General features: G+C 70.4%; 10 protein-coding genes. 5 read left to right on the top strand and 5 right to left on the bottom strand.

The annotated features are described in order from the left end of the window. Positions 1 to 11: 11 nt before the first annotated feature. From ACAH41_RS03275 to ACAH41_RS03260, 4 genes are read left to right on the top strand one after another with little or no spacing between them, the layout of a single operon-like run. Complete coding sequence (locus tag ACAH41_RS03275; RefSeq protein WP_325648054.1) at positions 12 to 13,709, top strand: filamentous hemagglutinin N-terminal domain-containing protein; 13,698 nt, start codon at positions 12 to 14, stop codon at positions 13,707 to 13,709. Beyond that, complete coding sequence (locus ACAH41_RS03270; protein WP_325648053.1) at positions 13,706 to 14,488, top strand: SapC family protein; 783 nt, start codon at positions 13,706 to 13,708, stop codon at positions 14,486 to 14,488. Before ACAH41_RS03275 ends, ACAH41_RS03270 begins: the two co-directional genes overlap by 4 nt. A gap of 60 nt (positions 14,489 to 14,548) precedes the next feature. Next, a complete protein-coding gene (locus ACAH41_RS03265) occupies positions 14,549 to 15,151 on the top strand; it encodes an XRE family transcriptional regulator (RefSeq protein ID WP_325648052.1) in 603 nt (200 codons plus the stop codon). Beyond that, a complete protein-coding gene (locus tag ACAH41_RS03260; protein ID WP_325648051.1) occupies positions 15,138 to 16,154 on the top strand; it encodes a GNAT family N-acetyltransferase in 1,017 nt (338 codons plus the stop codon). Before ACAH41_RS03265 ends, ACAH41_RS03260 begins: the two co-directional genes overlap by 14 nt. A gap of 15 nt (positions 16,155 to 16,169) precedes the next feature. Here the strand turns inward: ACAH41_RS03260 and ACAH41_RS03255 are convergent, their stop codons facing one another. Together ACAH41_RS03255 and ACAH41_RS03250 are read right to left on the bottom strand one after the other, a co-directional pair. Beyond that, positions 16,170 to 16,394, bottom strand: coding sequence for a CopG family transcriptional regulator (locus ACAH41_RS03255; protein ID WP_325648050.1), 225 nt, complete (start codon positions 16,392 to 16,394; stop codon positions 16,170 to 16,172). A 27-nt stretch (positions 16,395 to 16,421) separates the two neighbouring features. Continuing rightward, positions 16,422 to 16,817 (bottom strand): hypothetical protein, encoded by a 396-nt coding sequence (locus ACAH41_RS03250; protein ID WP_325648049.1) that lies wholly within the window; start codon positions 16,815 to 16,817, stop codon positions 16,422 to 16,424. A gap of 635 nt (positions 16,818 to 17,452) precedes the next feature. Between ACAH41_RS03250 and ACAH41_RS03245 the strand changes: the two genes are divergently transcribed. Further along, positions 17,453 to 18,592 (top strand): ABC transporter substrate-binding protein, encoded by a 1,140-nt coding sequence (locus tag ACAH41_RS03245; protein WP_325648048.1) that lies wholly within the window; start codon positions 17,453 to 17,455, stop codon positions 18,590 to 18,592. Positions 18,593 to 18,608: 16 nt separating this feature from the next. On the opposite strand, the gene ACAH41_RS03240 is transcribed toward ACAH41_RS03245, so the two are convergent. From ACAH41_RS03240 to glcF, 3 genes are all read right to left on the bottom strand, one after another. Then, positions 18,609 to 21,338 carry an ATP-binding protein gene (locus tag ACAH41_RS03240; RefSeq protein ID WP_325648047.1) on the bottom strand — a complete coding sequence of 910 codons (2,730 nt, stop codon included), beginning with the start codon at positions 21,336 to 21,338 and terminating at the stop codon, positions 18,609 to 18,611. Positions 21,339 to 21,350: 12 nt separating this feature from the next. Further along, positions 21,351 to 22,190, bottom strand: a complete 840-nt coding sequence (locus tag ACAH41_RS03235; RefSeq protein WP_325648046.1) for a transporter substrate-binding domain-containing protein — start codon at positions 22,188 to 22,190, stop codon at positions 21,351 to 21,353. A 261-nt stretch (positions 22,191 to 22,451) separates the two neighbouring features. Further along, positions 22,452 to 23,738, bottom strand: a complete 1,287-nt coding sequence (glcF, locus tag ACAH41_RS03230) for a glycolate oxidase subunit GlcF (RefSeq protein ID WP_325648045.1) — start codon at positions 23,736 to 23,738, stop codon at positions 22,452 to 22,454. Between the last annotated feature and the right edge of the window lie 7 nt (positions 23,739 to 23,745).

The raw sequence follows: 23,745 nt of genomic DNA, 5'->3' as shown, positions 1-23,745 counted from the left end.
CAGGTTCCTCCATGACCCACCGCACCCTGACTCCCCGCGCCCCCGCCGCGCGTGCCCGCTTTGCCCGCGACCTGCTGTTCGTTCGCCTGCCCCGCCGCGTGCGCCGCGCCTTGCGCTGGCACCTGAACCGCGGCCACGGCGTGGCCTTCACGCAGCTGGCGCTGCTGGCCGGCGCTGCCGCCTCGCCAGGCCTGGCGCTGGCCAACCCGACCGGCGCGCAGGTGGTGGCCGGCAATGTGCAGATCGTCAGCAGCGTGCCGGCCACGCTGGACATCCAGCAGAGCAGCAGCAAGGCCATCATCAACTGGGACAGCTTCAACATCGGCGCTGGCGAGACGGTCAACTTCATCCAGCCTTCGCTGAAAAGCGTGACGCTGAACCGCGTGCTGGGCAATGACCCGAGCGCGATCTTCGGCCAGCTCAATGCCACCGGCACCGTGATGCTGGTGAACCCGAACGGCATCGTGTTCGGCGCCGGTTCGCGGGTGGATGTGGGCGGCCTGGTGGCCACCACCTCGAACATCAGCGACCGCGACTTCCTCGCCGGCCGCTTCAACTTCAACACGCCCTCGCCGCTGGCCACCGGCGGCATCGTCAACGCCGGCCAGATCAGCATCAAGGACAGCGGCCTGGCCGCGCTGGTCGCCCCCAGCGTGCAGAACAGCGGCGTGATCCAGGCCCGCCTGGGCCGCATCGCATTGGCCGGTGCCGAGCGCTTCACGCTGGACTTCCAGGGCGACGGTTTGCTGAGCTTCAGCGCGGGCTCGGCCGTCACGCAACACCCCGTGGACGCCAACGGCCAGCCGGTCGCGGCACTGGTCAGCAACACCGGCGTGATCCGCGCCGACGGCGGCAGCGTGCTGCTGGCGGCCAACGCGGTGCAGGGCGTGATCGACAACGTCATCAACACCAGCGGTGTGATTGCCGCGACCACCGTTGGCAGCCAGGGCGGACGCATTGTGCTGTCTGGTGGGCAAGGCGGCGGCGAGCACGGCGGCGTGGTGGTGGGCGGCAGCGTGTCAGCCACCGGCCAGACCGGCGGGCATGTGACCGTCACCGGCGAGGCGGTGCGCGTCGTTGCCGGCGCCGTGCTGGATGTGTCCGGCCAGGCCGGCGGCGGCGAGATCGCGCTGGGCAGCCGGGGCCGCGCCAGCGGCTACGCCGGCAAGAGCAACACCACCACCGTCGAAGCCGGCGCCAGCCTGAAGGCAGACGCACTCGCGCGCGGCGACGGCGGCAGCATCACCGCCTGGTCGGCCGACACGACGGTGTTCGACGGCGGCATCTCGGCGCGTGGCGGCGAGGCCGGCGGCAACGGCGGCTTTGCCGAAATCTCCAGCCAGAAGAACATCGGCCTGACCGGCCACGTGGACCTGCGCGCCACGCACGGCGCCACCGGCAACCTGCTGCTGGACCCGACCGACCTGCGCATCACCGACACGGCCTCCGGCGGCAGCCAGGACGGCAATGCCACCGACGCAACGGTCGCCGCGGGCGATGCCAACCAGGGCAGCGGCAACACGCTGAACACCGTCTCGCGCGGCCTGCTCGAAAGCCTTTCGGGCAGCAGCAACATCACGCTGCAGGCCACCGGCCAGATCACCGTGGACGCGATGGCGAACCACCTGATCAACTTCGCCACCACCGCGGGCCACAGCGTGAGCCTGCAGTCCACGCAGAACGGCGGCATCCAGTTCATCGACCCCAGCACCGAGCTGCGCACGCAAGGCGGCAGCATCACGCTGGAAGCCTTCGGCATTGGCAGCACGCTGAGCAACATCGGCAAGCTGACCAGCAACGGCGGCGCGATCACGCTGAACGCCACCGGCGACGTGCAACTCGCCGGCGCGATCAACGCCGGCAGCGGCGCGGTCACGGTGCAGAGCACGGTGGGCTCGATCCGCAACGCCGCGAGCAGCACGCCGCTGCTCAGCGGCAGCGCGGTCACCCTCAGCGCGGCAGGCGGCGCCATCGGCGCCAGCGGCAACGCCATCAACACCCACACCGGGAACCTCACGCTGGCCTCGGGTGGCGACATCGTGGCCGGCAGCGACACGCAACTCGCCAGCCTCTCGCTCACCGCCAACCATGTGGCGCCCGGCGCCGCCAACGCCTACCAGGTCAGCGCGCCCAACCTGCTGCTGCAGATGACCGATGGCGCCAGCCTCGGCGTCACCCAGGTCAGCCAGAGCGCAGGCCTGAACCTTGGCCTCGCGTCGGACCGGTCGCTGCAACTCGGCACGCTCAACGTCGGCGCTGGCACGCTGGACCTGCGCAGCACCGGCGGCAACCTCACCGGCACGGCCGGCACCGCGCTGACGGCCGGCAGCGTCACGCTCACCGCGCAGGGCAGCAACGGCAACAACGGTGCCGTCGGCACCAGCGGCCAGGCCATCAACACCAGCACCGGCCACCTGGTGGCCAGCGCCGGCAGCGGCGGCGCGTTTGTCGCCAACACCGGCGCGCTGGCGCTGGACCGGCTGGACGCCACCGGCAGCTCGGCCATCAGCGCCACCGGCACCCTGAGCGCCGGCAGCGTCAACGCCGGCACGGCCACGCTGGCGCTGACTTCCAGCGGCGGCAGCCTGCTGGACGACGGCAACGCCACCACCCGCATCGCCGCCGGCACGCTGCAGCTCAGCGCCGGCGGCGCCATCGGCTCGGCCGGCACCCGGCTGCAGACCAATGCCAGCACCCTCAGCGCCACTGCGGCCTCCGGCGGCATCTACGCCGCCACCTCGGCCACGTCCAGCGTGCTGTCCAGCATCAGCTCGGGCAATGGCGCGATCGACATCACGGTCGGGGGCAGCAGCACGCTGAGCTCGCTCAGCTCCGGCACCTCGTCGGCCAGCAACGACATCACGGTGACGGCCACCGGCACCGGCTCGATGAGCATCGGCACCGTCAACGCCGGCAGCCTGGGCGACGTGAACCTGGCCACGCAAAGCGGCTCGATCTTGGGCAGCAGCGGCACCATCACCGGCAACACCGTGACGCTGAACGCCGCCAACAGCGGCAGCGTCTCGGTGCGCACTGCCGCCTCGCACCTGGACGTGCAGGCAGGCTCCAGCAGCATCAGCATCACGCAGACCGGCGCCGTCACGCTGGACCGCATCGCCACGCCGAGCAGCCTGGTCAGCGTGACCAACAGCAGCGGCGACATCACCGTTGGCAACGTCAGCACCTCGGCTTCCGGCCAGGTCAGCCTGACCGCCAGCGCCGGGGCCATCCTCGACGACGGCAACAGCGCCACCCGCATCAGCACCGGCACGGCAACGCTCAGCGCCAGCGGCAGCATCGGCAGCGCCAGCCACGCCCTGCAGACCAGCGCCACCGGCCTGGCCGCCACCAGCACCGGCGACCTGTACGTGGACAACGCCAACAAGACGCTGACCAGCCTCAGCGTGACCAACCGGCACACCACGCCGGGCAGCGTCAACACGCTGCAGATCAGCTCCGACTACCTGACTTTCGACGTCACCGACAACGGCAGCCAGTACACGCTGAACCGCCTGGTGGGCGCACCACTGAGCTCGCTGGCTTTCAGCGGCGACCAGGGCGCCGTCATCGGCCAGGTGCAGGGTGCCGGCTCGGTGAGCCTGACGGCCACGCAAGGCAACCTGGTGGACGACGGCAATGCCAAAAGCCGCATCACCGCCGGCAGCACGCTGAGCTTGAGCGCCACAGCCGGCAACGTTGGCAGCTCGCTGCACCCGATGGGCGCCAATGCCGGCAGCCTGGTGCTGACCACCCGCGGCGACCTCTACGTCAGCGACATTGCCGACCTCAGCTCGCTGACCATCGCCAGCTCGCACCCGGACGCGAGCACCAGCTACGGCATGGCCATCACCGCGCCTTCGCTGAAGCTGGCAGTCACCGACTCTGCGGCGGGCCACCTGGTGAGCACGCTGACCGACAACTCCTCGCTGTCGCTGAGCTTCACCAGCGACCGCGACATCACGCTGGGCACGGTCAACCTGACCAACACCGGCACGGCACGCTTCACCTCCACCGGCGGCGCGATCAAGGACGACGGCGACAAGAGCACCCGCGTGCTGGCCAACAGCACCACGCTAGCCGGCAGCGCCGTCGGCGCCAGCGGCAGCGACCACATGGACGTGGTCACCGGCACGCTGGCCGCCAGCGCCACGGCCGGCGGCGTGTATGTCGAAGTGCCCATGCCCACCGGCAGCACCAACACCACCAGCACGCTGACCCTCGGCACCATCACCGCCACCGGCCCGGTGGTGATCAACGCGCTCGAAGGCGACGTTTCGCTCGGCGGCTACCTCACCGCGACCAACCAGGCGGTGAGCCTCACCTCGGCGCAGGGCGGGATCTACAGCCCCAGCGGTTACAGCATCGGCTTTGGCACCGGCAGCCTGACGCTGAACGCCGCCAAGGGCATCGGCACCAGCAGCGCACCGCTGATGCTGACCAGCACCGCCGGCAGCACGCTCAATGCCAGCGCCGGCAGCGACGTCTTCCTGCGCGACAGCGGCGCGCTGCTGCTGGCCAGCGTGGCCACCAGCAGCGGTGGCATCACCCACACCCAGACCAGCGGCGACGTGAGCCTGGGCACGCTGAGCGCGCCGGGCGCGATCGCCGTCACCGCCAGCAGCGGCAGCGTCCTGGACGATGCCAACACCGGCACCGGCCTCAGCGGCAGCCAGGTCACACTGGCGGCGGCGGCCGGCAGCGTGGGCAGCAGCAGTGCGGCGCTGAACGTTGCCACGCCCAAGCTGCTGGTCACGGCCAAGGCCGACGTGGCGGTGAACGACAGCACCACGCTGGACACGCTGAGCCTCACGCGCTCGGCCAGCTCTGCGGGCACGATCAGCATCGGCACGGCCGCGGGCCAGAGCGTGCTGATCACCGAGGACGCCGGCAGCCACGACCTGCAGCAGGTCAGCAGCAGCACGCCGCTGGCCTTCAGCTTCAGCGGCCAGCGCAGCGTCAAGGTCGGCCAGCTCGACCTGGGCGCCGCCGGCTCGGCCACGCTCACTTCGACCACCGACATCGGCAACGACGCGGTCTACGGTTCCTACATCGCCGCCGGCACCGTGGGCCTCACCGCCGGCAGCGCCTATTCCATCGGCACGAGCACCAGCGCCATCGCGCTGCAGGGCACCACGGTGCTGAACGCCAGCGCCGGCCGCAACGTCTACATTGCAGACGACAGCACGCTGACCGACCTGAACCTCATCAGCACCAACACCACCACTGCCGCCGGCACCGCCAGCGTGTTCGACATCACCGCTGCTGGCCAGACCTTTGGCATCACCGACAGCGGCACGACCCAGAGCCTGGACTTCAGCGGCACCGCGCTGGCCAGCACCAGTTTCAGCACGCGCAAGAACATCGAGGTCGGCGCCATCACCGCCACCGGCGACGTGACGCTCGCCACCAGCGGCGGCGGTGCCAACAGCAACATCAGCAGCAACAGCGGCAGCGGCACCATTGCCGGCAACCGCGTGCTGCTGACGGCCACCTCCAGCACCGCAGGCGGCGGCTCGATTGGCAGCAGCGGCACGGCCTTGCGTGTCGACTCGCCCACCGTGATCCTGAACGGCAGCGCCAACGTCTACCTCGACGACGCGCAGAACCTCACCAAGCTGGACATGACGCTGACGCACGGCACCGCTGCCACGTTCGGCTATGACGTGACCGCCGGCAACCTCAACAGTTTCGCGGTCACCGACGGCAACACGCAAAGCCTGGGGATGGCCGTCTCCGGCGCGATGGACTTCAGCTACAGCGTGGACCGGGCACTGAGCGTGGCCACCATCGACGCCGGCACCAGCACCACGGGATCGATCTCGCTGACCTCGCGCAGCGCGCCCACTGGCACCAACGCCCAGATCAACCGCAGCAGCGGCAGCTTGACCGGCGGCACCATCACGCTGTCGGCCACGGGCTACAACGGCGGTGTGGGCGCAGGCGCGACGCTGAGCACCAGCACCAAGAACCTGAGCATCGCCTCCGGTGGCAATGTCAGTGTCTCCAACAGCACCACGCTGACCAGCCTGAACCTGGATGCGCGCCACAACACCAGCGGCAGCAGCACGCACAGCTACGCCATCAGCTCGACCGGGCTGACCTTCAGCATCAGCGACACCACCGGCAACAACGCCTTCCAGCTGACCAACATCGCGCAGAGCGGCCTGGACCTGGCGCTCAAGGCCGACCGCGTGATCACCGCCAGCAGCGTCAACACCGGCTCCGGCGGCAAGGTCACGCTCAACAGCAGCAGCTACGTCCAGGGCGGCAGCGGCGCCAGTGCCGGCAGCCCCAGCATCACCACCGGCGACCTGAGCCTGAACGGCGGCAGCGCCTTCGGCTACCAGGGCAGCACGCCGCTGTACACGGCAGCCAGCACGCTGGCCAGCAGCCTCAGCTCCACGCTGTACCTCTCGAACAACGGCAGCCTCAGCCTGCTGGCCAACACCGTGGGCAGTTCGGCCGACGTGGCGACCACCAGCGGCTCGCTGCTGCAGGGCAGCGGCGGCCTGTTCAGCACGCCCACGCTGAAGCTCAGCGCCAACCAGTCCATCGGCGCCAGCGGCACGCTGCTGACCGACGTGCGCCGGCTGACGCTGGTGGCGCGCGGCAACATCGACGTGGCCAATGCGTCCGACCTGTATGCGCTGGCGATGACCTCCACGCACGCCACGCCAGGCGTGCAGAACACCATCGCGGTGACCGCACCGCGGCTGACGCTGAACCTGAGCGACAACGGCAGCGGCAACCAGTACCACCTGGCCAACCTGCTCGACAGCAGCGGCCTGGACTTCACGCTGAGCACCGACGTGGCCTTGAGCCTGGGCAGCGTCAACGCCCAGGCCGGGCGCGCACTGGGGCTCTACAGCACCGGCAGCACCACCGCCATCACCAACGACGGCAGCAGCCTGCTGACCGCCAGCAGCATCACGCTGTCGGCTGGCGGCTCGGTGGGTGCGGCCGGCGGCAGCGGCACCCGCATGCAGACCGATGCGCTGGGCCTGGCCATCATCACCGGCGCGAATGCCTTTGCCGACAACGCGCAGGACCTGAGCAGCCTGTCGCTGACCAGCTCGCAGACCGCTGGCGGCACGGCGCCGGTCTACCAGGTGACGGCGCCTTCGCTGAGCTTCGACATCAGCGACAACGGCATCACCCACCTCAACAACCTGGCCGACAGCACCGGCCTGAACTTCGCACTGAACACCCGGCGCGACCAGGCGGTGGACGTGGTCGATGTGACCGCCTCCGGCACCGTGAGCCTGACCAGCAGCGGCGACATCCTCGGCGACGCCGACAGCAGCCACCGCATCACCGCCGGCAGCGCCGCCTTCTATGCCAGCAATGGCGGCGCCATCGGCAGCGTGGGCAACCCGATCCACCTGACGGCACCGCTGGTCAGCCTGAGCCCGACCGGCGCGCTGAACATCGAGTCCGACACCCACATCGACCGGCTGGCCATCAGCACCACGCACCCGGTGGGCTACGGCGGCAGCTACAGCATCGTCTCGACCCCCATCACCGGCGCGGCCTACCAGCTCTTCAGCGCCACCGACAGCGTGACCGGCACCGCGCTGACCAGCCTGGACGACACCCTTGGCCTGGCCTTCAGCTTCACCAGCGACCGGGCGATGCAGGTCGGCAACCTGGACCTCGGCAGCACCGGCACGGTCGCGCTGACCGGCACCGGCAGCGGCGGCATCCTCGGCGATGGCGACCCCAACACCCAGGTGCAGGCGGCCTCGCTGAGCATGGTGAGCTATGGCGGCGCCGTGGGCGCCACCGGCAGCGGCAATGCCATCGACGCGACCGTCAACAGCGTCAGCGCCACCGCGCAGGGCGGCGGCGTGAACCTGGCGCTGCATGGCCGCACCACGCTGGGCAGCATCAGCAGCACCGGTGGCTTCAACCTGGCCAACGACGTGGGCGACATCGCGCTGGGCTCGATCAATGCCGGCGGCAACGCCGTCAGCATCAACAACCAGGGCGGCTCCATCCTCAGCGGCTCGATCTACAACACCACCTCGGTGGCACTGACCGCAAGCGGCTCCATCGGCAGCACCAGCGCCGTCGGCCTGTCGGCCAATGGCGGCGGCACCACCACGCTGACGGCTTCGGCCAGCGCAGCGCACGGCGCCAGCGGCAGCATCGCCATCAGCGAGAGCTACAACCTGGCGGCCAGCTCGGTGACGGCACCGGCGGCCGTCACGCTCAGCAGCGGCTACACGCTGTCGCTGGGCAACGTCACCAGCGGCGGCGCGGTGACCATGAGCTCGTCCCAAGGCAGCATCACCGGCATCAACGGCAGCAACACCATCACCGGCACCAGCGTGGACCTGTCGGCCCGCTATGGCACCGGCAACGGCATTGGCAGCAGCGGCACGCGCTTGAACCTCAACACGCCGCAGCTCACGCTCAACACGCCCGGCAGCATCTACGTGACCGACGCGGCCGACCTGAGCACGCTGGTCATCGACCGCACCAACTACACCGGCACCGGCAGCAGCGGCACGCTGAGCGTGATCGCCAGCGGCCTGAGCTTCAGCGCCAGCGACAGCGGCAACCTCACCACGCTGAACACGCTGAACGACAGCACCGGCGTGGACTTCAGCTACCTGGGCATTGGCTCGCTGAGCATCGGCAGCCTGAACGCCGGCAGCGGCGCGGTGCTGCTGCAGGCTTACCTGAGCAGCGGCGACGGCAACATCGACGCCATCAACGGCAGCTCGCTGATCACCGCCGGCAACCTGACGCTGCAGTCCTACGGCAGCAGCAGCCACATCGGCAGCAGCGGCAGCACGCTGGGCCTGGCGGTGGGCAGCGTGACGGCCAGCAGCGGCACCGGCGGCCTGTTCCTGCGCCAGGCCGGCTCGCTGAGCCTGGGCAGCCTCAGCACCTCGGGCGATCTGGCGGTGACCGCCAGCAGCGGCGACCTGACGCTGGGCAGCCTGAGCTACGGCAGCAACAAGACGCTGAGCCTGACCGCCAGCGCCGGCAGCATCCTGGCCGGCAGCGCCACGCTGGCCGGCGGATCGTCCAGCGCGGCCATCACGCTGAGCGCGGCCAACGGCATTGGCACCGAGCTCGCGCCGGTGCTGGTCAACGGCTCTGCCGGCAATGCCATCAGCGCCAGCGTCACCGGCACCGGCTCGCTCTACCTGAGCAGCACCGGCACGCTGAACGGCGGCCTGACCACGGCGGTGCACAACGGCGCGACCCAGGTCACCGCGGCCGGCAACATCAAGCTGAGCGCAATGAGCTCGGACACCGACGCGCTGGGCAATGACATCACCGTCACCGCCAGCGCTGGCGACATCACCGTGGGCAGCGTCTCGGGCGGCAGCAATGCGCGCTTCAACGCGGTGGACCTGTCGGCCAATGCCGGCAAGATCATCGCCACCTCGGGCGTGCTGGTCGAAGGCTTCGACGTCAGCCTGCACGGCGCCACCGGCGTGGGCGACAGCAGCAACCGCATGGCCGCCAGCGGCCAGCGGGTGCAGGTGAGCAGCGGCGGCGGCGCGATCTACCTCAACGCGGCGGCGCCCTCGGTGCTGTCGTCGGTGGACTCGAACGGCGGCGCGATCAACATCACCAGCTCGGCCGACCTGCTGCTGGCCAACGCCCGCTCCAGCGGCGGCGCGATCTCGGTCACCACCAGCACCGCCGGCACCGAACTGATCCTCGGCAACGTGAATGCCGGCAGCGGCGCGGTCACCGTGAGCGCCACCGGCGCTGGCAGCTCGGTGCAGGACGACGGCAACCGCAACACCCGCGTGGCCGGCGGCAGCGTCAGCCTGACCGGCACCGCCGGTGTGGGCAGCGCTGCGCAAAGCCTGCAGACGACCGCCGGCACGCTGAGCGCCAGCAGTGCCAACGGCATCTACATCGACGACGACAACGCCAGCGGCGTGACGCTGAGTTCCATCGTCGCCAGCAACGGCGCGGTGGCCCTCACCACCACCGGCCCGACCACCGCCACGCTGGTGGCCGCACAAAGCGACGCCAGCGGCAACGACGTCAGCATCAGCACCAGCAGCGGCGACCTGACGTTGGTCAACGTTTCGGCTGGCGCCAACCACGGCACGGTCAGCCTGTCGTCGGCCGGGTCCATCCTGGCCAGCGGCAGCGGCACGCAAGTCAGCGGCCACAGCGCCAGCCTGCTGGCCGGCGGCGACGTTGGCGCAGTGAGCAACCTGGCCACCGGCGCCGGCTCGCCGGTGAAGCTCGATGTCGGCAGCCTCAGCGCGCTGGGCACCACCGGCAGCAACCGCGTGGTCTCGGTCAGCAACCTCGGCACCGGCACGCTGAGCCTGGGCGGCAGCGCGCTGTCGCTGGGCAGCGGCAGCTCGGCCTACGTGGCCACCGCAGGCGACCTGGACGCCAGCGCCGGCATCCAGCTTTCAGGCGGCAACCTGGCGCTGACGGCGGGCGGCACGCTGGTGTTGCCAACCTCCGCCATCACCACCACCGGCGCGGTGCGCCTGAGCGGCACGACCGACGTCATCACCTCCGGCAACGGCCGCAACCTGCAGGTCAACGCCAACAGCCTGGTGCTGCGCAGCGGCTCGGCCGGCGGCAGCACGCAGCTGACGACCGCCGTCGGCAGCCTGGACGCGCAGCTCACCGGCACCGGCGCGCTGACGGTCAACAACACCGGCACGCTGGCCAGCACCACGTTGGCCACGGCCAACGGCGACATCAGCGCCAGCAGCAGCAACGGCCTGAGCGCCAGCTCGGTCGTGGCCGGCGGCGCCAGCCGCACCGTCTCGCTGACGGCCGGCAATGGCGACCTGACGGTGGCCACGGTGAACGCCGGCAGCAACGGCACGATCAACCTGACGGCCAGCCACGGCGCATTGACCGGCGGCGCGGCCACGCTGACCAGCCACGCGCTGAACCTCGCCAGCGCCAGCGGCATTGGCAGCGCCGGCCAAACCTTCGGCACCAGCGCCGCGCTGGTCTCGGCCCAGGTCAGCGGCACGGGCGACATCTGGCTGGCGCCGACCGCTGCGGTCACGCTGGGCCAGCTCAGCACCGCCGACGGCAGCATCTCGGTGGCCGGCAGCGGCAACATCACCAGCGCCACGGGTCTCTCGGCGGGCAACGGCGGCAGCCTGTCGCTCACCAGCACCGGCGGCGACGTGAGCGTGGCCCATGCGATCACGCAGGCCGGCAACGTGACGCTGCAAGGCCAGCACATCAGCGTGCAAGGCGTGAGCAGCAGCGGCGCACAAAGCTACACCGGCGCCACCACGCTGAACGGCGACCTCAGCGGCAGCGCGATTGCGCTGCACGGCGGCACCACGCTGGCCGGCAACCGCAGCCTGCTGGCTGGCAACGGCGCGCTGGTGCTGGACGGCACGCTGACCGCAGGCGGCTTCGCAGCCCACCTGCAAGGCAGCAGCGTGAGCCTGGGCGGCGACCTGGCCAACCTGGCCTCGCTGTCGGTCAGCGGCGCCACCACCTTGTCGGCCGACACGAGCATCGCCACGAACAACGGCGCGGTCAGCTTTGCCGGCAGCCTGGACGGTGCGCATGCGCTGACGGTCGATGCCGGCACCGGCCTGACGACGCTGGCCAGCGTGGGTGGCAACACCGCGCTGAGCTCGCTGACGGTCAACGGCGCAGCGCAGCTGGGCGGCAATGTCAGCACCAGCGGCGCGCAGCACTATGCCGGCGCAGTGACGCTGGCCTCGGACAGCACGCTGAGCGGACAAGGCGTGGCCTTTGACAGCAGCGTCAACGGCACGCAGGCGCTGACGGTCAACGCCGGCAGCGGCGACGCAAGCTTTGCCGGCGCCGTCGGCCAGACCACCGGCCTGGGCGCGCTGACGGTCAACAGCAGCGGCGCCACCACCTTCGCCAGCAGCGTGCAGGCCGCCTCGCTGAGCACCGACGCAGCCGGCACGCTGGCGCTGAATGGCGGCGCGGTGAGCACCACCGGCGCACAAAGCTACGGCGAGCGCGCGGTGCTGGGCGCCGACACCACGCTCACCGGCAGCAGCATCAACCTGGCAGCCGGCGCCGATGGCGCGCACCAGCTGAGCATTGCCGGTGACGCGGTGCTCGGCACGCTGGGCGCGCAGCAGGCACTTGCCGGCCTGGCAGTCAGCGGCGCCACCACGCTGGCAGCCGACACGCGCATCACCACGGACAACGGCACGGTGAGCTTTGCCGGCAGCGTGGACGGCGCGCATGCGCTGAGCATCAGCACCGGCAGCGGCGCGATCACGCTGGCCGGCCCGGTCGGCCAGACCACCCGCCTGGGCGCGCTGCAGCTGGACAGCAGCGGCGCCACCACGCTGGGCGGCGCCGTGCAGGCAGCTTCGGTGAGCACCGACGCGGCCGGCACGCTGGCGCTGAACGGCGGCTCGGTCAACACCACCGGCACGCAAAGCTGGGGCGAGCGCGCCGTGCTGGGCGCCGACACCACGCTGACCGGCAGCAGCGTGAGCCTGGCCGCCGGCGCCGATGGCGCGCACCAACTGAACATCGTGGGCGACGCCAGCCTCGGCACACTGGGCGCTCAGCAGGCGCTGGCCGGCCTGGCCGTCAGCGGCAGCAGCGCACTGGGTGGCGACGTCACCACGCTGGGCGACCAGCAGTACGCCGGTGCCGTGCAGCTGGCAGGTGACACCGTGCTGCACAGCAGCGCGGGCGGGCTGACCTTGGGCTCAACCGTGGACAGCGCCAGCCACGCCAACCTGACGCTGGCCAGCGACGCAGGCGCGATTGCGCTGGGCGGCGCGGTGGGTGCCAGCAGCGTGCTGGGCGCGCTGACGGTGCATGCCGGCACCACGCTGGATTTCTCCGGCAACGTGCATGCCGACCAGGTCAGCGTCAACACCGGTGGGCTGACCCGCTTCCTCGGCACGCTGACCGCCGATGGCGCAGGCGGCCTGAACCTGAGCAGCGGCAGCCTGAGCTTCGCCCAGGCGGTCACGGCCACCAGCGGCGCCATCGCGCTGGTCAACACCGACAGCGCCGGCACCGCAAACTTTGCCTCGCAAGCCAATGTGCAGGCTGCCACCGGCTTCACGCAGACCGGCGGCGCAGGCATCGTGCTGCCAGCCTCGGTGCGGGTGGCCAAGGGGCCGATCACGCTCGCAGCACCGGCCAGCCTGCCCAGCGGCGAAGCGCTGATCGAAACCGAAGGCACGATCACCATCAGCGGCCTCAGCGGCCCGGCCACGCACCTGACGCTGGCCGCCGGCCACGGCCCGGTGGCCGGCAGCGGCCTGCCCTACAGCAGCACGGCCGGCGCCTTGCTGATCGGCCTGGCCGACGGCAACAGCGCCCACCAGATCGACGTCGCCAGCCTGACGGTGACCGACGCCACCTCGGCCAGCCTCTTCGGCCGCATCAATGGAAAGGGCGGCGCGGTCGTGGCCTCGATGATCGACAGCGCACTGGTCAATGCGCCGTTTTTCGTCAATGGCACGCCGTGGGGCCCGGTGGAGGTCATCAACCGGCTGGTGGCCACCACGGTGCCGGTCAGCGTGGTGCCGAGCACGCCGGGCGCCAATGCACTGTTCACCCAGGTGGTGACCAGCGCCGGGCTGGCGCCGAACGCGCTGGGCGTGTACGCGGCGCCGCAGGTGCTGACGCTGAGCGCCGCCCTCTCGCCCAACCTTCTGCCAGGCCTGCCTGGCAACAGCGGCGCGGAGAACGGCAGCGGCAACACCGACGAAGAAAAGAAGAAGCCATGACGCCAGGCACCGCACCCGCAGCCTCGCTGGCGCTGCTCTACCGCCAGCCCCGGGTGCTGCAGCCCGGCCTGCACAGCGGCCTGGGCTTCGCCGGCAACGGCCTTTACGGCTTTGCTGCCGAGGCCAATGCAGTACCTCTTTTGGCGGCAGAGATGGCCGCCGCCGGCCGGCGGCTGCCCATCGTCTTCACCGGCAACAGCGTGCCGCAGGCCAGCGCGGTGCTGGGCCTGCGCACGCGGCAGAACCTGTGCGTGGACACCGCCGGCCGCTGGCTGGCCGGCCCGCATGTGCCGGCCTACCTGCGCCGCTACCCCTTCATCTTCCTGGAGGACAGCGCGCGCCAGGAGCTCACGCTGTGCATTGACGAGGCCGCCACCGTGGCGGTGGGCGCCGATGCGCCCGCGCTCTTCGACAGCGAAGGCCAACCCACCGCGACGACGCGCAGCGCGCTGGCCTTCTGCCGCGACTACCAGGCCCATCGCCTGCTCACGGCTGATTTCTGCCAGGCCGTGGCCGCCGCCGGCCTGCTGGTGGACAAACATGCCGACATCACGCTGCACGACGGCCGCCCCCTGCGCCTGGACGGCTTCCAGGTCATTGACGAAGCCCGCTTCAACCAGCTGCCGGCCGAGACGCTGGCGCAGTGGCGCGACAAGGGCTGGCTGGCCCCGGTCTACGCCCACCTGCAGTCGCTGGACAACTGGCGCACGCTGATCGACTTGGCGCGTGAGGCTGCGCCAGCCGTCCCTGGGCTGCCCGCAGGCACCGTGAGTCACTGATCTTTATTCTCTCGATTGAGAGGAATTCCCAATTTGGGGAATTTGTTCCACAATCGGGAAATGGCGATCAATTCTGAGAACTTGTCCGATGCCACGACCGACGACACGCTGGACCAGCGCCTGTCCGAACGGCTGGCCAGCCTGCGCCAGCGCCAGCAATGGTCGCTGGACGACCTGGCCCAGCGCACCGGCATCAGCCGCGCCACGCTGTCGCGCCTGGAGCGTGGCGAGACGAGCCCCAGCGCCAGCCTGCTGAACCGGCTGTGCGCCGCTTACGGGCTGCCGATGTCGCGCCTGCTGGCCGAGCTGGAAAACGCGCCGGTGCGGGCACTGCCGCGCAGCGAGCAGGCCTTGTGGGTGGACCCGGAAACCGGTTTCCGGCGCCGCATGGTCTCGCCGCCCGGTGCGGGTTTTGTCGGCGAGCTGATCGAGGGCGAGTTGCCACTCGGCGCCAGCGTGCTGTACGAGCAGCCCAGCGTGCAGGGGCTGGAGCACCACCTGTGGCTGCAGTCCGGCGCCTTGACGCTGACGCTGCAGGACGAAGCCCACCCGCTGCGACCCGGCGACAGCCTGCGCTACCGCCTGTGGGGCAGCTCCCGCTTCCAGTCCACCGGCAGCGAGCCGGCCCACTACCTGATCGCGATTTGCCATGTCAGCAGCTGAAGACACCCGCATCGAAGGCTGGCCGGCCGAGCTGTCAGACGGCGCACTGGGCCAGCTGGCCGCGCTACTGCAAGCCAGCGTGGCCGCCGGCGCCAGCATCGGCTGGGTCGACACGCCAAGCGAAGCGACCGCGCTCGCCTTCTGGCGCAACTGCAGCGAGGCAGCGGCGCGGGGCGAGCGCAGCGGCTGGTGGGCGCTGCAGCAGGGCCGCGTGGTCGGCAGCGTGCAGGTCGTCTGGCAACAGCCTGAGAACGGCGCGCACCGGGTGGACCTGGTCAAGCTGATGGTGCACCCGGAGGCGCGCCGCGCCGGCATTGCCAGCCGGCTGATGGACGCCGCCGAAGCCGAAGTCGCGCGCCGCGGCCGGCGCCTGATCGTGCTGGACACCTGGCGCGCCAGCCCCGCCGAAGGCCTGTACTGGCAGCGCGGCTACCAGCGCAGCGGCTTCATCCCCGACTACGCCTTGACGACAGCAGGCGGCGCGGGGGCGACCCGCGTGATGTTCAAGCGCCTGGGCACCGGCGGCCTGCAGGTCCGCCCCGGCACACCGGATGCGCCCGAGGCACAAGCGCTGCTGGACGCCCTCTCTGCCGAGCTGCTGCAAAACTACGGCAGCGATGGCCGCAGCGGCCTGGCCAACTGGTCACCACAAGGCAGCACTTTTGCACTCGCCCGGACCGGCAACGGTGAACCCATCGGCTGCGGCGCTTTCCGCCCGCTGGCGCTACCGGCCACCGATGGCGAAGGCGCCACTCCCCGCTGTGCCGAAATCAAGCGCATGTACGCCCGCGAACGCGGCCAAGGCATCGGCCAAGCCGTCCTCGCCTGGCTGACCCACGAAGCCTGGACCCGTGGCTACCGCGAACTGCGCCTCGCAACCCGCCGTGCGAACACACGGGCGCGGCGGTTCTACGCCGCGCAAGGCTTCACGGAATGCGCGCCATGGGGGCGGTATGTCGGGCGGGCGGAGTCGGTGTGTATGGGATTGGCGCTGGACGATTGACCGCCCAGCGGGGCGTCAAGCCTGCCCGTCCCTGAGTTGATTCACCAACTTGAGCGTCGCGGCTTGGGCGCTCCTGCGGACCGGCAGCAGCAGGATGCCATTCCGCTCGCACCAGACATCGTCAGGCAACCCACGACGAGCAAGGGACGAAATGACCTCGCCGAGGGTCCGCTGCTCTCGATTGGCAAGCTGCCTCGCTGCGGCCAGCACGTCGTCATCGATTGCCAGGGTCGTGCGCATCACCTTCTCCAACGTAGCCACGAGGCATCATGCGCCGCGCGTTGGCATGCGGGGCTGGTTTGCATGAGAAAGATGCGCATCGACAGTTCGCTCCACTGTCTTTCGGTCGTGGCGCAACCTGGCCAAGTCGATGAAAATCTTTGCCGGCTGGCCCGCGGCGTCTTCACGCAAGCGCAGCACCAGCTCATCACCCTCGTTGTCCACCACCCTCGCATCGGCGATGGCAGACCACAGCACGGTTGGTCGCTTGCGCCACAGATCGGTCACACCTTTGGCATCCAGCACCAAGGCCGGACCTTTCCATAGCAGCGCCTTCATGCTGGCTCGCAGCACCAGGCCCCAGACGACCAGCGCCGCCAGCCCGAGCAGCGCCGGCACCACAGGGCCGCGGCTGCCGGCCACCATGGTGGCGAAGGCAATCACGGCGTAGATGCAGACGGGGCCTAGCACCGTCGCGCATGCTGTCACCAGCCCGGCGAAGAAACGCCGGGGGTGGAGATGCAAAGGCGCTGGGTGCGCCGGGTGCGCCGGGTGCGTCACAGCTTCAGTCAGACGCCCGGCAAAAGATGAAACGGTCTTCCTGGCTCCAGAGGTGGTCCGCGCCGGATCGGTAGCGCCTCAACCAAAGCACGCCGTCGATCCGCCGAAGATAAAAGCCCCTGGGCGTGTCGTCATCTTCAGCAATTGGCAGCGACGCCACCGTGAGGGAGCCAGGCGGCGCGCGATGTTGCGTGACCGGCTGCCCGACAAAGCCTTCGGCCTGGTCGTGAAACGCGGGTCCGCAAAAAGCAACTGCCCTGCTTCGTTGAGCGCCACGCCCGCCGCCTCCAACCGGGCCAGCAGTCCAGGCTTGTTTGTGCCGCCAATGCTGACTTGTCTCAAAACAGCTCCTGATGTGAATGGCCGACCCGACCCCCCGGACGTATTCATTTCTCGCAGCGAATGTTGGCGGTGACTACGCCGAATGTGCCGTCGCAGCAACAGCGCAGCCAGCAACGGCGACGCGTCGCGGCCACAATGCCGGCCGGATCTGGGGTTGATTTCATCGAAAGCGCCGAATGCCATTTTCCCGCCGCCTGTCCGGGCTGCTGCACGCAGGGCTGTTGCTCTGTGCCGCAAGCCTGCTGTCGAGTGCACAGCTCGCCCACGCCAGTGACATCCTGATCGGCCAGTCGGCCGAACTTTCGGGGGAGGCTTCCGCGAAGGACAACGTGGAAGGCGCGGAAGCGTATTTCCGGGCCGTCAACGCGCGCGGCGGGGTCAACGGCAGCAAGATCCACCTGATTTCGCTGGATGACAAGCGCGACCCGAAGCTTGCGGTGGAGAACACCAAGACGCTGATCGACGACAAGAACGTCATCGCGCTGTTCAGCTACCGCTCCACGCCCACGGTGCAGGCGGTGCTCCCGATGGTGCAGGAACGCAAGATTCCGCTGGTGGCACCGATCACCGGCGCGGCAGCATTGCGCAAGTCGGGCAATGACTACGTCTACAACCTGCGCGCCAGCTACGCCGACGAGGCGGCCAAGATCGTCCAGCAGATCGGCACCATGGGCATCAGCCGGGTGGCGGTGTTCTTCCAGGAAGATGCCTTTGGCAAGGAGGTTCGCGACCACTTCGAGACGGCGATCAAGTCGCAGAAGATCACCGAGGTCGCTTCGGCAAGCTTCAACCGGCAGGACATGCAGGTGGCGCCAGCGGTCGCGAAGATTGCCGCGGCCGAGCCGCAGGCCGTGCTGATGGCCTGCACACCCAAGGGCTGCGCGCTGTTCATCCGCGCCATGCGGGCCAGGGGGTCGCATCCGCAGTTCATTGCCGTGTCCAACGTCAACGGCCAGGAGTTCTTCACCGAGCTGGCCGGCGAGTGCCGCGGCGTGGCGATCTCGCAGGTGGTGCCGCACCCGACCAACATCGGCGTGGCGGTGGTCAACGAGTTCCAGGCATCTCGCAAGGGCATGGAATCGCCGCCACCGGTCAATTTCGCCGCCATGGAAGGCTTCCTGAATGCCAAGCTGCTGGTCGAAGGCCTCAAGAAGGCCGGCCCCAATCCCACGTCGGCCAAGCTGGCCGCGGCGCTGGACAGCTTCCGCGATGTGGACCTGGGCGGCGTGCGCGTGGGCTTCTCGCCGCAGGAGCGCGCGGGTCCGCGCTTTGTCGAACTGACGGTGCTGACCGAGGACTGCAAGGTCCGGCGCTGAACCTGCCGCAGCGGGCTCAGGGCCGCTCGTCCAGCACCCGCCTCACCAGCGCCGGCAGCTGCTCCACGCTGAATTCCTTCTGCAGCAGCGCCTTCACGCCAGCCTCCCTGGCCGCCTGACGCACTTCGTCGGACAGGTAGCCTGAGCTGATCACCACCGGCAGCTCGGGGCGCAGTTCGGCGCTGGCCTGCGCGAGTTCCAGGCCTGAGAGCTCGGGCATGTTGAAGTCGCTGAGCAGCAGGTCGTAGGCAGCGGCGTTGTGCTGCAGTTCGGTGAGTGCGGCGGGCGACTGTTCGAACAGCGTGACGCGGTAGCCGGCGGTTTGCAGCAGGCGTTCGACGATCAGGCCGATGGCGGGGTCGTCGTCGACCACCAGCACGTGTTCGCCCTGGCCCGCCGCGCTGGCGGGCGCAGGAACCGGCGCGCTGGGCGGTGGCGCGTGGCCGTCGGCGGCCAGCGGCAGGTAGAGCGTGAAGCAGCTGCCGGCGCCGGGGCTGCTGTCCACCGTGATGCTGCCGCGGTGGGTGGCGACGATGCCGTGCACGACCGCCAGGCCCAGGCCGGTGCCGTGGCCCACGCCCTTGGTGGTGAAGAAGGGCTCGAACAGGCGGGCCAGCGTGTCGGCCGACATGCCGCAGCCGTCGTCGCTCACCCAGAGCCTGGCGTAGTCGCCGGGCACCAGGCCGGCCAGGCGCTCGGGCAGCGGCGCGCCAAGGGACTGGGCGGCCAGGCCGATCTCGATGCGGCCGCTGCTGCGCCCGTTGCCGCGGCCATTCATCGCGTGCCAGGCGTTGGTGCAGAGGTTCATCAGCACCTGCTGGATCTGCGTCGCGTCGGCACGAACCGGCAGCGGGGTGCCGCTGAGCGCCAGCTCCAGCTGCACGCCGGCCGGCAGCGTCGCGCGCAGCAGCCGGGCGGTTTCCTCGACCAGCGGCTGCAGCGGCTGGCTCAGCAGCGCGGGGGCCTGCTGGCGGCTGAAGGCCAGGATCTGCTGCACCAGGCTGCGCGCGCGGCTGCCGGACTCCTCGATGCGGCCCAGGCATTCGTGGGCACTGCGCTCGCCCTGCCCGGCCGCGAGCTGCTGGCGGGCCAGCGCGACATTGCCGAGGATGGCGGCCAGGATGTTGTTGAAGTCATGCGCAATGCCGCCGGCCAGCGTGCCGATGGCTTCGAGCTTTTGCGACTCGCGCAGCTGCGCCTCCAGCCTGGCCTGCTCACGCTCGGCCTGCTTGCGAGAAGTGATGTCGCTGACCATGGCCAGCGCACCGGGCGGCTGGCCGGCCGCGGCCGGAATGCAGGTGAACGACAGTTCGGCCCAGAGCAGCTGGCCGTCGGCCCGGCGCAGGCAGAGCTCGCACTGCAGCGTGGGCAAGGCGACCGGCGTGCCGACAGGCTCCGCGCCGTGGGCCGGCGGCCCCTCGCGCAGCCACGGCAGCTGTGGCAGCGGTGGGCTGTCGGCGGCAAGGAAGTCGCCCAGCGGCTGGCCTTGCAACGCGCGCAGCGGCCAGCCCAGCATCAAGGCCAGGCGCGGGTTGGCAAAGCTGGTGCGGCCTTCGGCGTCCAGCATCCAGATGCCTTCGCTGGTGGTCTCGACGATGCGGCGGTAGCGCGCCTCGCTCTCGCGCAGCTCGCCGGTGGCAAAACGCGCCAGCCGCAGCGCCTGTGCACGGCCACGCTGCAACTGCGAGGTGAGCACCGCCAGCAACAGGCTCAGGACCAGGCCGGCAGCGGCAATGGTGCGGGCGGCGCCGCCGCCCATGCGGCGCTCGAACTCGGGCTCGCTGCGCACCACCAGGGTCCAGCTGCGGCCGGCCAGCGCGAGGTATTCCTGGGCTTCCATCGGCGCGCTGCGCTCGTCATCCAGTGGCGCCCCGACCGCCACGGCGTCGCCACCATCGTCGGGCTGGCTGCCGCTGGCCTGGTACATCAGCGCAGCGGGCTCGGGCGTGACGCCTTCGTAGAGGCTCAAACCCAGCCCGGGCACACGCTCGCCGTACAGGCTGGACATCATGTCCTCGACCGAAAACGTGGCCCAGGCCCAGCCGACCAGCCGCGCCTGCCGGGCCGCAGGCGCCAGGTCCAGCCCGGGCGTGGCCAGTCCGCCGGCCAGCGCGGCACCGGATTCGCCGCGGTACACCGGCAGGAACATCAGGAAGCCGCTGCCAGCCGGCTGGCCGGCGCGCGGCACCAGCGCCACGCGGCCGCTCAGCGCCACCTGGCCGGCGTCACGCGCCTGCAGCATGGCCGGGCGCAGCTGCGGGTCCAGCCAGGGGTTGCCGGCGAAGTGGCCGGGGTCGCCGGGCTGGCCGGGGGCCGACAGGCGCGTGCCGGCGAGTTCGGCCGGCACGCCGGGCGCCGGGTGGTAGGCCAGCGCGCGCAGGCCGGTGTGGTTGCTGCCGGCCAGCAGCGAGTCCATGTAGCGCTCGAACTCGGGCGGGCTCAGCGGACCCTTCGCGGCCAGCAGGCCTTGCGCGCCACGCAGCATCTGCTCGTAGCTGGCCAGGCGCTGGTCGATGCGGCCGCTGAGCTGGCGCAGCGAGGCATGGAAAGCCGACTGCAGCAGCTCGCGCCGGACCTGGTATTCATGCCGCCACAGCCAGCCTGTGACCGCCAGCGACAGCGCCCCGACGAACAGCGGCAGCCAGCCGGCGCGCAGCCACCAGGCCTGCGCGGTGTCGCCGCGTGGCCGCTGGCCCAGCCAATGGCTGGCGCGTCGGAACCAGCGGGACAACAGGGACTGCGGCATCGTGGGTGCAGCTCAGAACTGGGTCAGGCTGCGGGCCAGTTCGTGCTTGAAGTACTTCTCGAAGATGCGCTGCACCGTGCCGTCGGCCCGCATCTCGTCGACCAGCGCGCGCCAGGCCGCCTGTTCGCCAGCCGACAGCGCGCGGCGCGACATGATCAGCCCGTGCGGCACCGGCGGGTCGCCAAACGACAGCAGGCTGGTCTCTTCACGCAGCCGGCCGCCCTCGACCATCGGGAAGTCGAAGGGCTCGATGATCAGTGCCTGCACCCGGTTGGCCAGTAGGATCTCGTACAGCGGGTCCAGCCCGGTCGCGTAGCTGACGCGGCCGTCAGCAGCCAGCCCGTCCATCAGCTCGTTGGCCTGCGGGCTGTAGCGGAAGCTGCGGATGGCGCCCAGCCGCAGCCGATCGTTGCGCTCGAACTCGGCAATGCTGCGCACATGCGCGTCCTTGCGCACCAGCAGGTGGTACGGGTTGGCGAAATACCAGGCGAAGGCGGCGTATTTGTCGCGGGCTTCATTGGTGATGCCCGAGAGGCTGAAGTCCAGCGAACCGGCCTCGATCAGCTGCCAGATGCGGGCCCGCGGCATCACCGAGACGCTGATGCGGCAGCCACTGCGGCGCGCCAGCTCTGTCGCCATGTCCTGGTCGATGCCCTGGCCGGTCTGGGCCGAATACAGCAGGCCGTGTTCGTGCAGCGCCAGGCTGTAGCTGCGGTTGCAGTCCGGCCTGGCCGGACGGCCGGCTCCCGGCACCGCGGCCACGGCAGGCGCGACGGCGGCGGACGCAGCGGGGCCAGGTTCGCTCGCGGCCGGGCCAGCGGCCCAGGCGCTGCCCGCGAAGGCCAACGCCATCCCGCCAAGCCAAAAGCCCACACTCTGGTGCCACCCTGCCCGGCGCTGGCATGGCCGATCCTGCTGCTGCCTCACCTGCACGCCCTCCGCAATGCTGCGCGCCCGACTTTATGCCAGCCAGGGCCGCACCAACAGGGGGCGGAAGTGTGAATAAGTCAGCTTAATCGGGCGCTTCATTGGCCGGCGCCTCAGCACCACCGACCGAGCGCCGGCCGCATCGCGCCCGCATGCAGGCCAGCGCGCACCTGTTGGCCTGCACCTTCAGCCACCAGCGGCAGCGCTCAACGCGTCGTCCAGCACTTCCACCCAGTGCCGCACCGGCCGCGAACTGGTCGCGCCCAGGTGCTGGATGCAGCCGATGTTGCCCGAGACGATGGTGTCGCCCGGGGCGCCGGCCAGCGCCTTGAGCTTGCGCTCGCGCAGCTGGCCAGACAGCTCGGGCTGCAGGATGGCGTAGGTGCCGGCCGAGCCGCAGCACAGGTGGCTGTCGACCGGCGCGCTGCGCACGTCGAAACCCAGCGCGCCCAGGTGGGTCTCCACGCCGCCGCGCAACTGCTGGCCGTGCTGCAGCGTGCAGGGCGGGTGGTAGGCCAGCGGCACCGGCTTGCCGGCTGCCTGCTGCTCGCGCGTGAGCCGGCCTTGCAGCAGCGGCTGCAGCCTCGGCACCAAGTCGGGCAGCAACTCGCTGAGGTCGCGCGTCAGCGCACCGATGCGCGCAGCCTTGTCGGCATAGTCCGCGTCGCCGGCCAGCGCGTGGCCGTATTGCTTGACGGTGACGCCGCAGCCGCTGGCGTTCATCACGATGGCTTCGACCTTGCTGTTCCCACCCAGGCCTTCGACCAGCGGCCACCAGGCGTCGATGTTGCGGCGCATGTCGTTCAGCCCGCCCTCGTGGTCGTTCAGATGCGTGCGGATCGCGCCGCAGCAGCCAGCCTCGTCGGCCACCACGGTCTGGATGCCGGCAGCGTCCAGCACGCGGGCGGTGGCAGAGTTGATGTTGGGCATCAGCGCGGGCTGCACGCAACCCATCAGCATCAGCACCTTGCGCGGATGCTGGCGGGTGGGCCAGCGGTGCGCCTCGGGGCCGGCGCGCGGCGGCACCTTGGCCTTCAGCGCGGCTGGCAGCAGCGGGCGCACCAGCCGGCCCACGGCCAGCGCCGGGCCGAAGGCCGGCGAGGTCAGCCCTTCCTTGAGCAGCCAGCGCAGCGCACGCTGGCCCGCCGGCCGCTCGACCTTCTGCTCGACGATGCGCCGGCCGATGTCCACCAGGTTGCCGTATTGCACGCCGCTCGGGCAGGTGGTCTCGCAGTTGCGGCAGGTCAGGCAGCGGTCCAGGTGGGTTTGCGTGGCCTCGGTGACAGGCGCACCTTCAAGTACCTGTTTCATCAGGTAGATGCGGCCACGCGGCCCGTCCAGTTCGTCGCCCAGCAGTTGGTAGGTCGGGCAGGTGGCGGTGCAGAAGCCGCAGTGCACGCAGCTGCGCAGGATGGCCTCGGCGGCCTCGCCGTCTGGCGTGCCGGCGAATTCGGGAGCGAGGTGGGTTTGCATCGATCGT

Origin of the sequence: Ideonella sp. (genome assembly GCF_041287625.1) — a bacterium.
Taxonomy (GTDB): domain Bacteria; phylum Pseudomonadota; class Gammaproteobacteria; order Burkholderiales; family Burkholderiaceae_C; genus Ideonella.
Note: the sequence above shows the minus strand (reverse complement) of the source record. Positions and strands in the feature narration are given on the sequence as shown.

What these genes read in the sequence shown, in the direction of transcription:
- ACAH41_RS03260 (WP_325648051.1), top strand. Translation starts at nt 15,138, where the DNA reads ATGTCAGCAGCTGAAGACACCCGCATCGAAGGCTGGCCGGCCGAGCTG.
- ACAH41_RS03275 (WP_325648054.1), top strand. Translation starts at nt 12, where the DNA reads ATGACCCACCGCACCCTGACTCCCCGCGCCCCCGCCGCGCGTGCCCGC.
- ACAH41_RS03265 (WP_325648052.1), top strand. Translation starts at nt 14,549, where the DNA reads ATGGCGATCAATTCTGAGAACTTGTCCGATGCCACGACCGACGACACG.
- ACAH41_RS03240 (WP_325648047.1), bottom strand. Translation starts at nt 21,338, where the DNA reads ATGCCGCAGTCCCTGTTGTCCCGCTGGTTCCGACGCGCCAGCCATTGG.
- ACAH41_RS03255 (WP_325648050.1), bottom strand. Translation starts at nt 16,394, where the DNA reads ATGCGCACGACCCTGGCAATCGATGACGACGTGCTGGCCGCAGCGAGG.
- ACAH41_RS03270 (WP_325648053.1), top strand. Translation starts at nt 13,706, where the DNA reads ATGACGCCAGGCACCGCACCCGCAGCCTCGCTGGCGCTGCTCTACCGC.
- ACAH41_RS03245 (WP_325648048.1), top strand. Translation starts at nt 17,453, where the DNA reads ATGCCATTTTCCCGCCGCCTGTCCGGGCTGCTGCACGCAGGGCTGTTG.
- glcF (WP_325648045.1), bottom strand. Translation starts at nt 23,738, where the DNA reads ATGCAAACCCACCTCGCTCCCGAATTCGCCGGCACGCCAGACGGCGAG.
- ACAH41_RS03235 (WP_325648046.1), bottom strand. Translation starts at nt 22,190, where the DNA reads ATGGCGTTGGCCTTCGCGGGCAGCGCCTGGGCCGCTGGCCCGGCCGCG.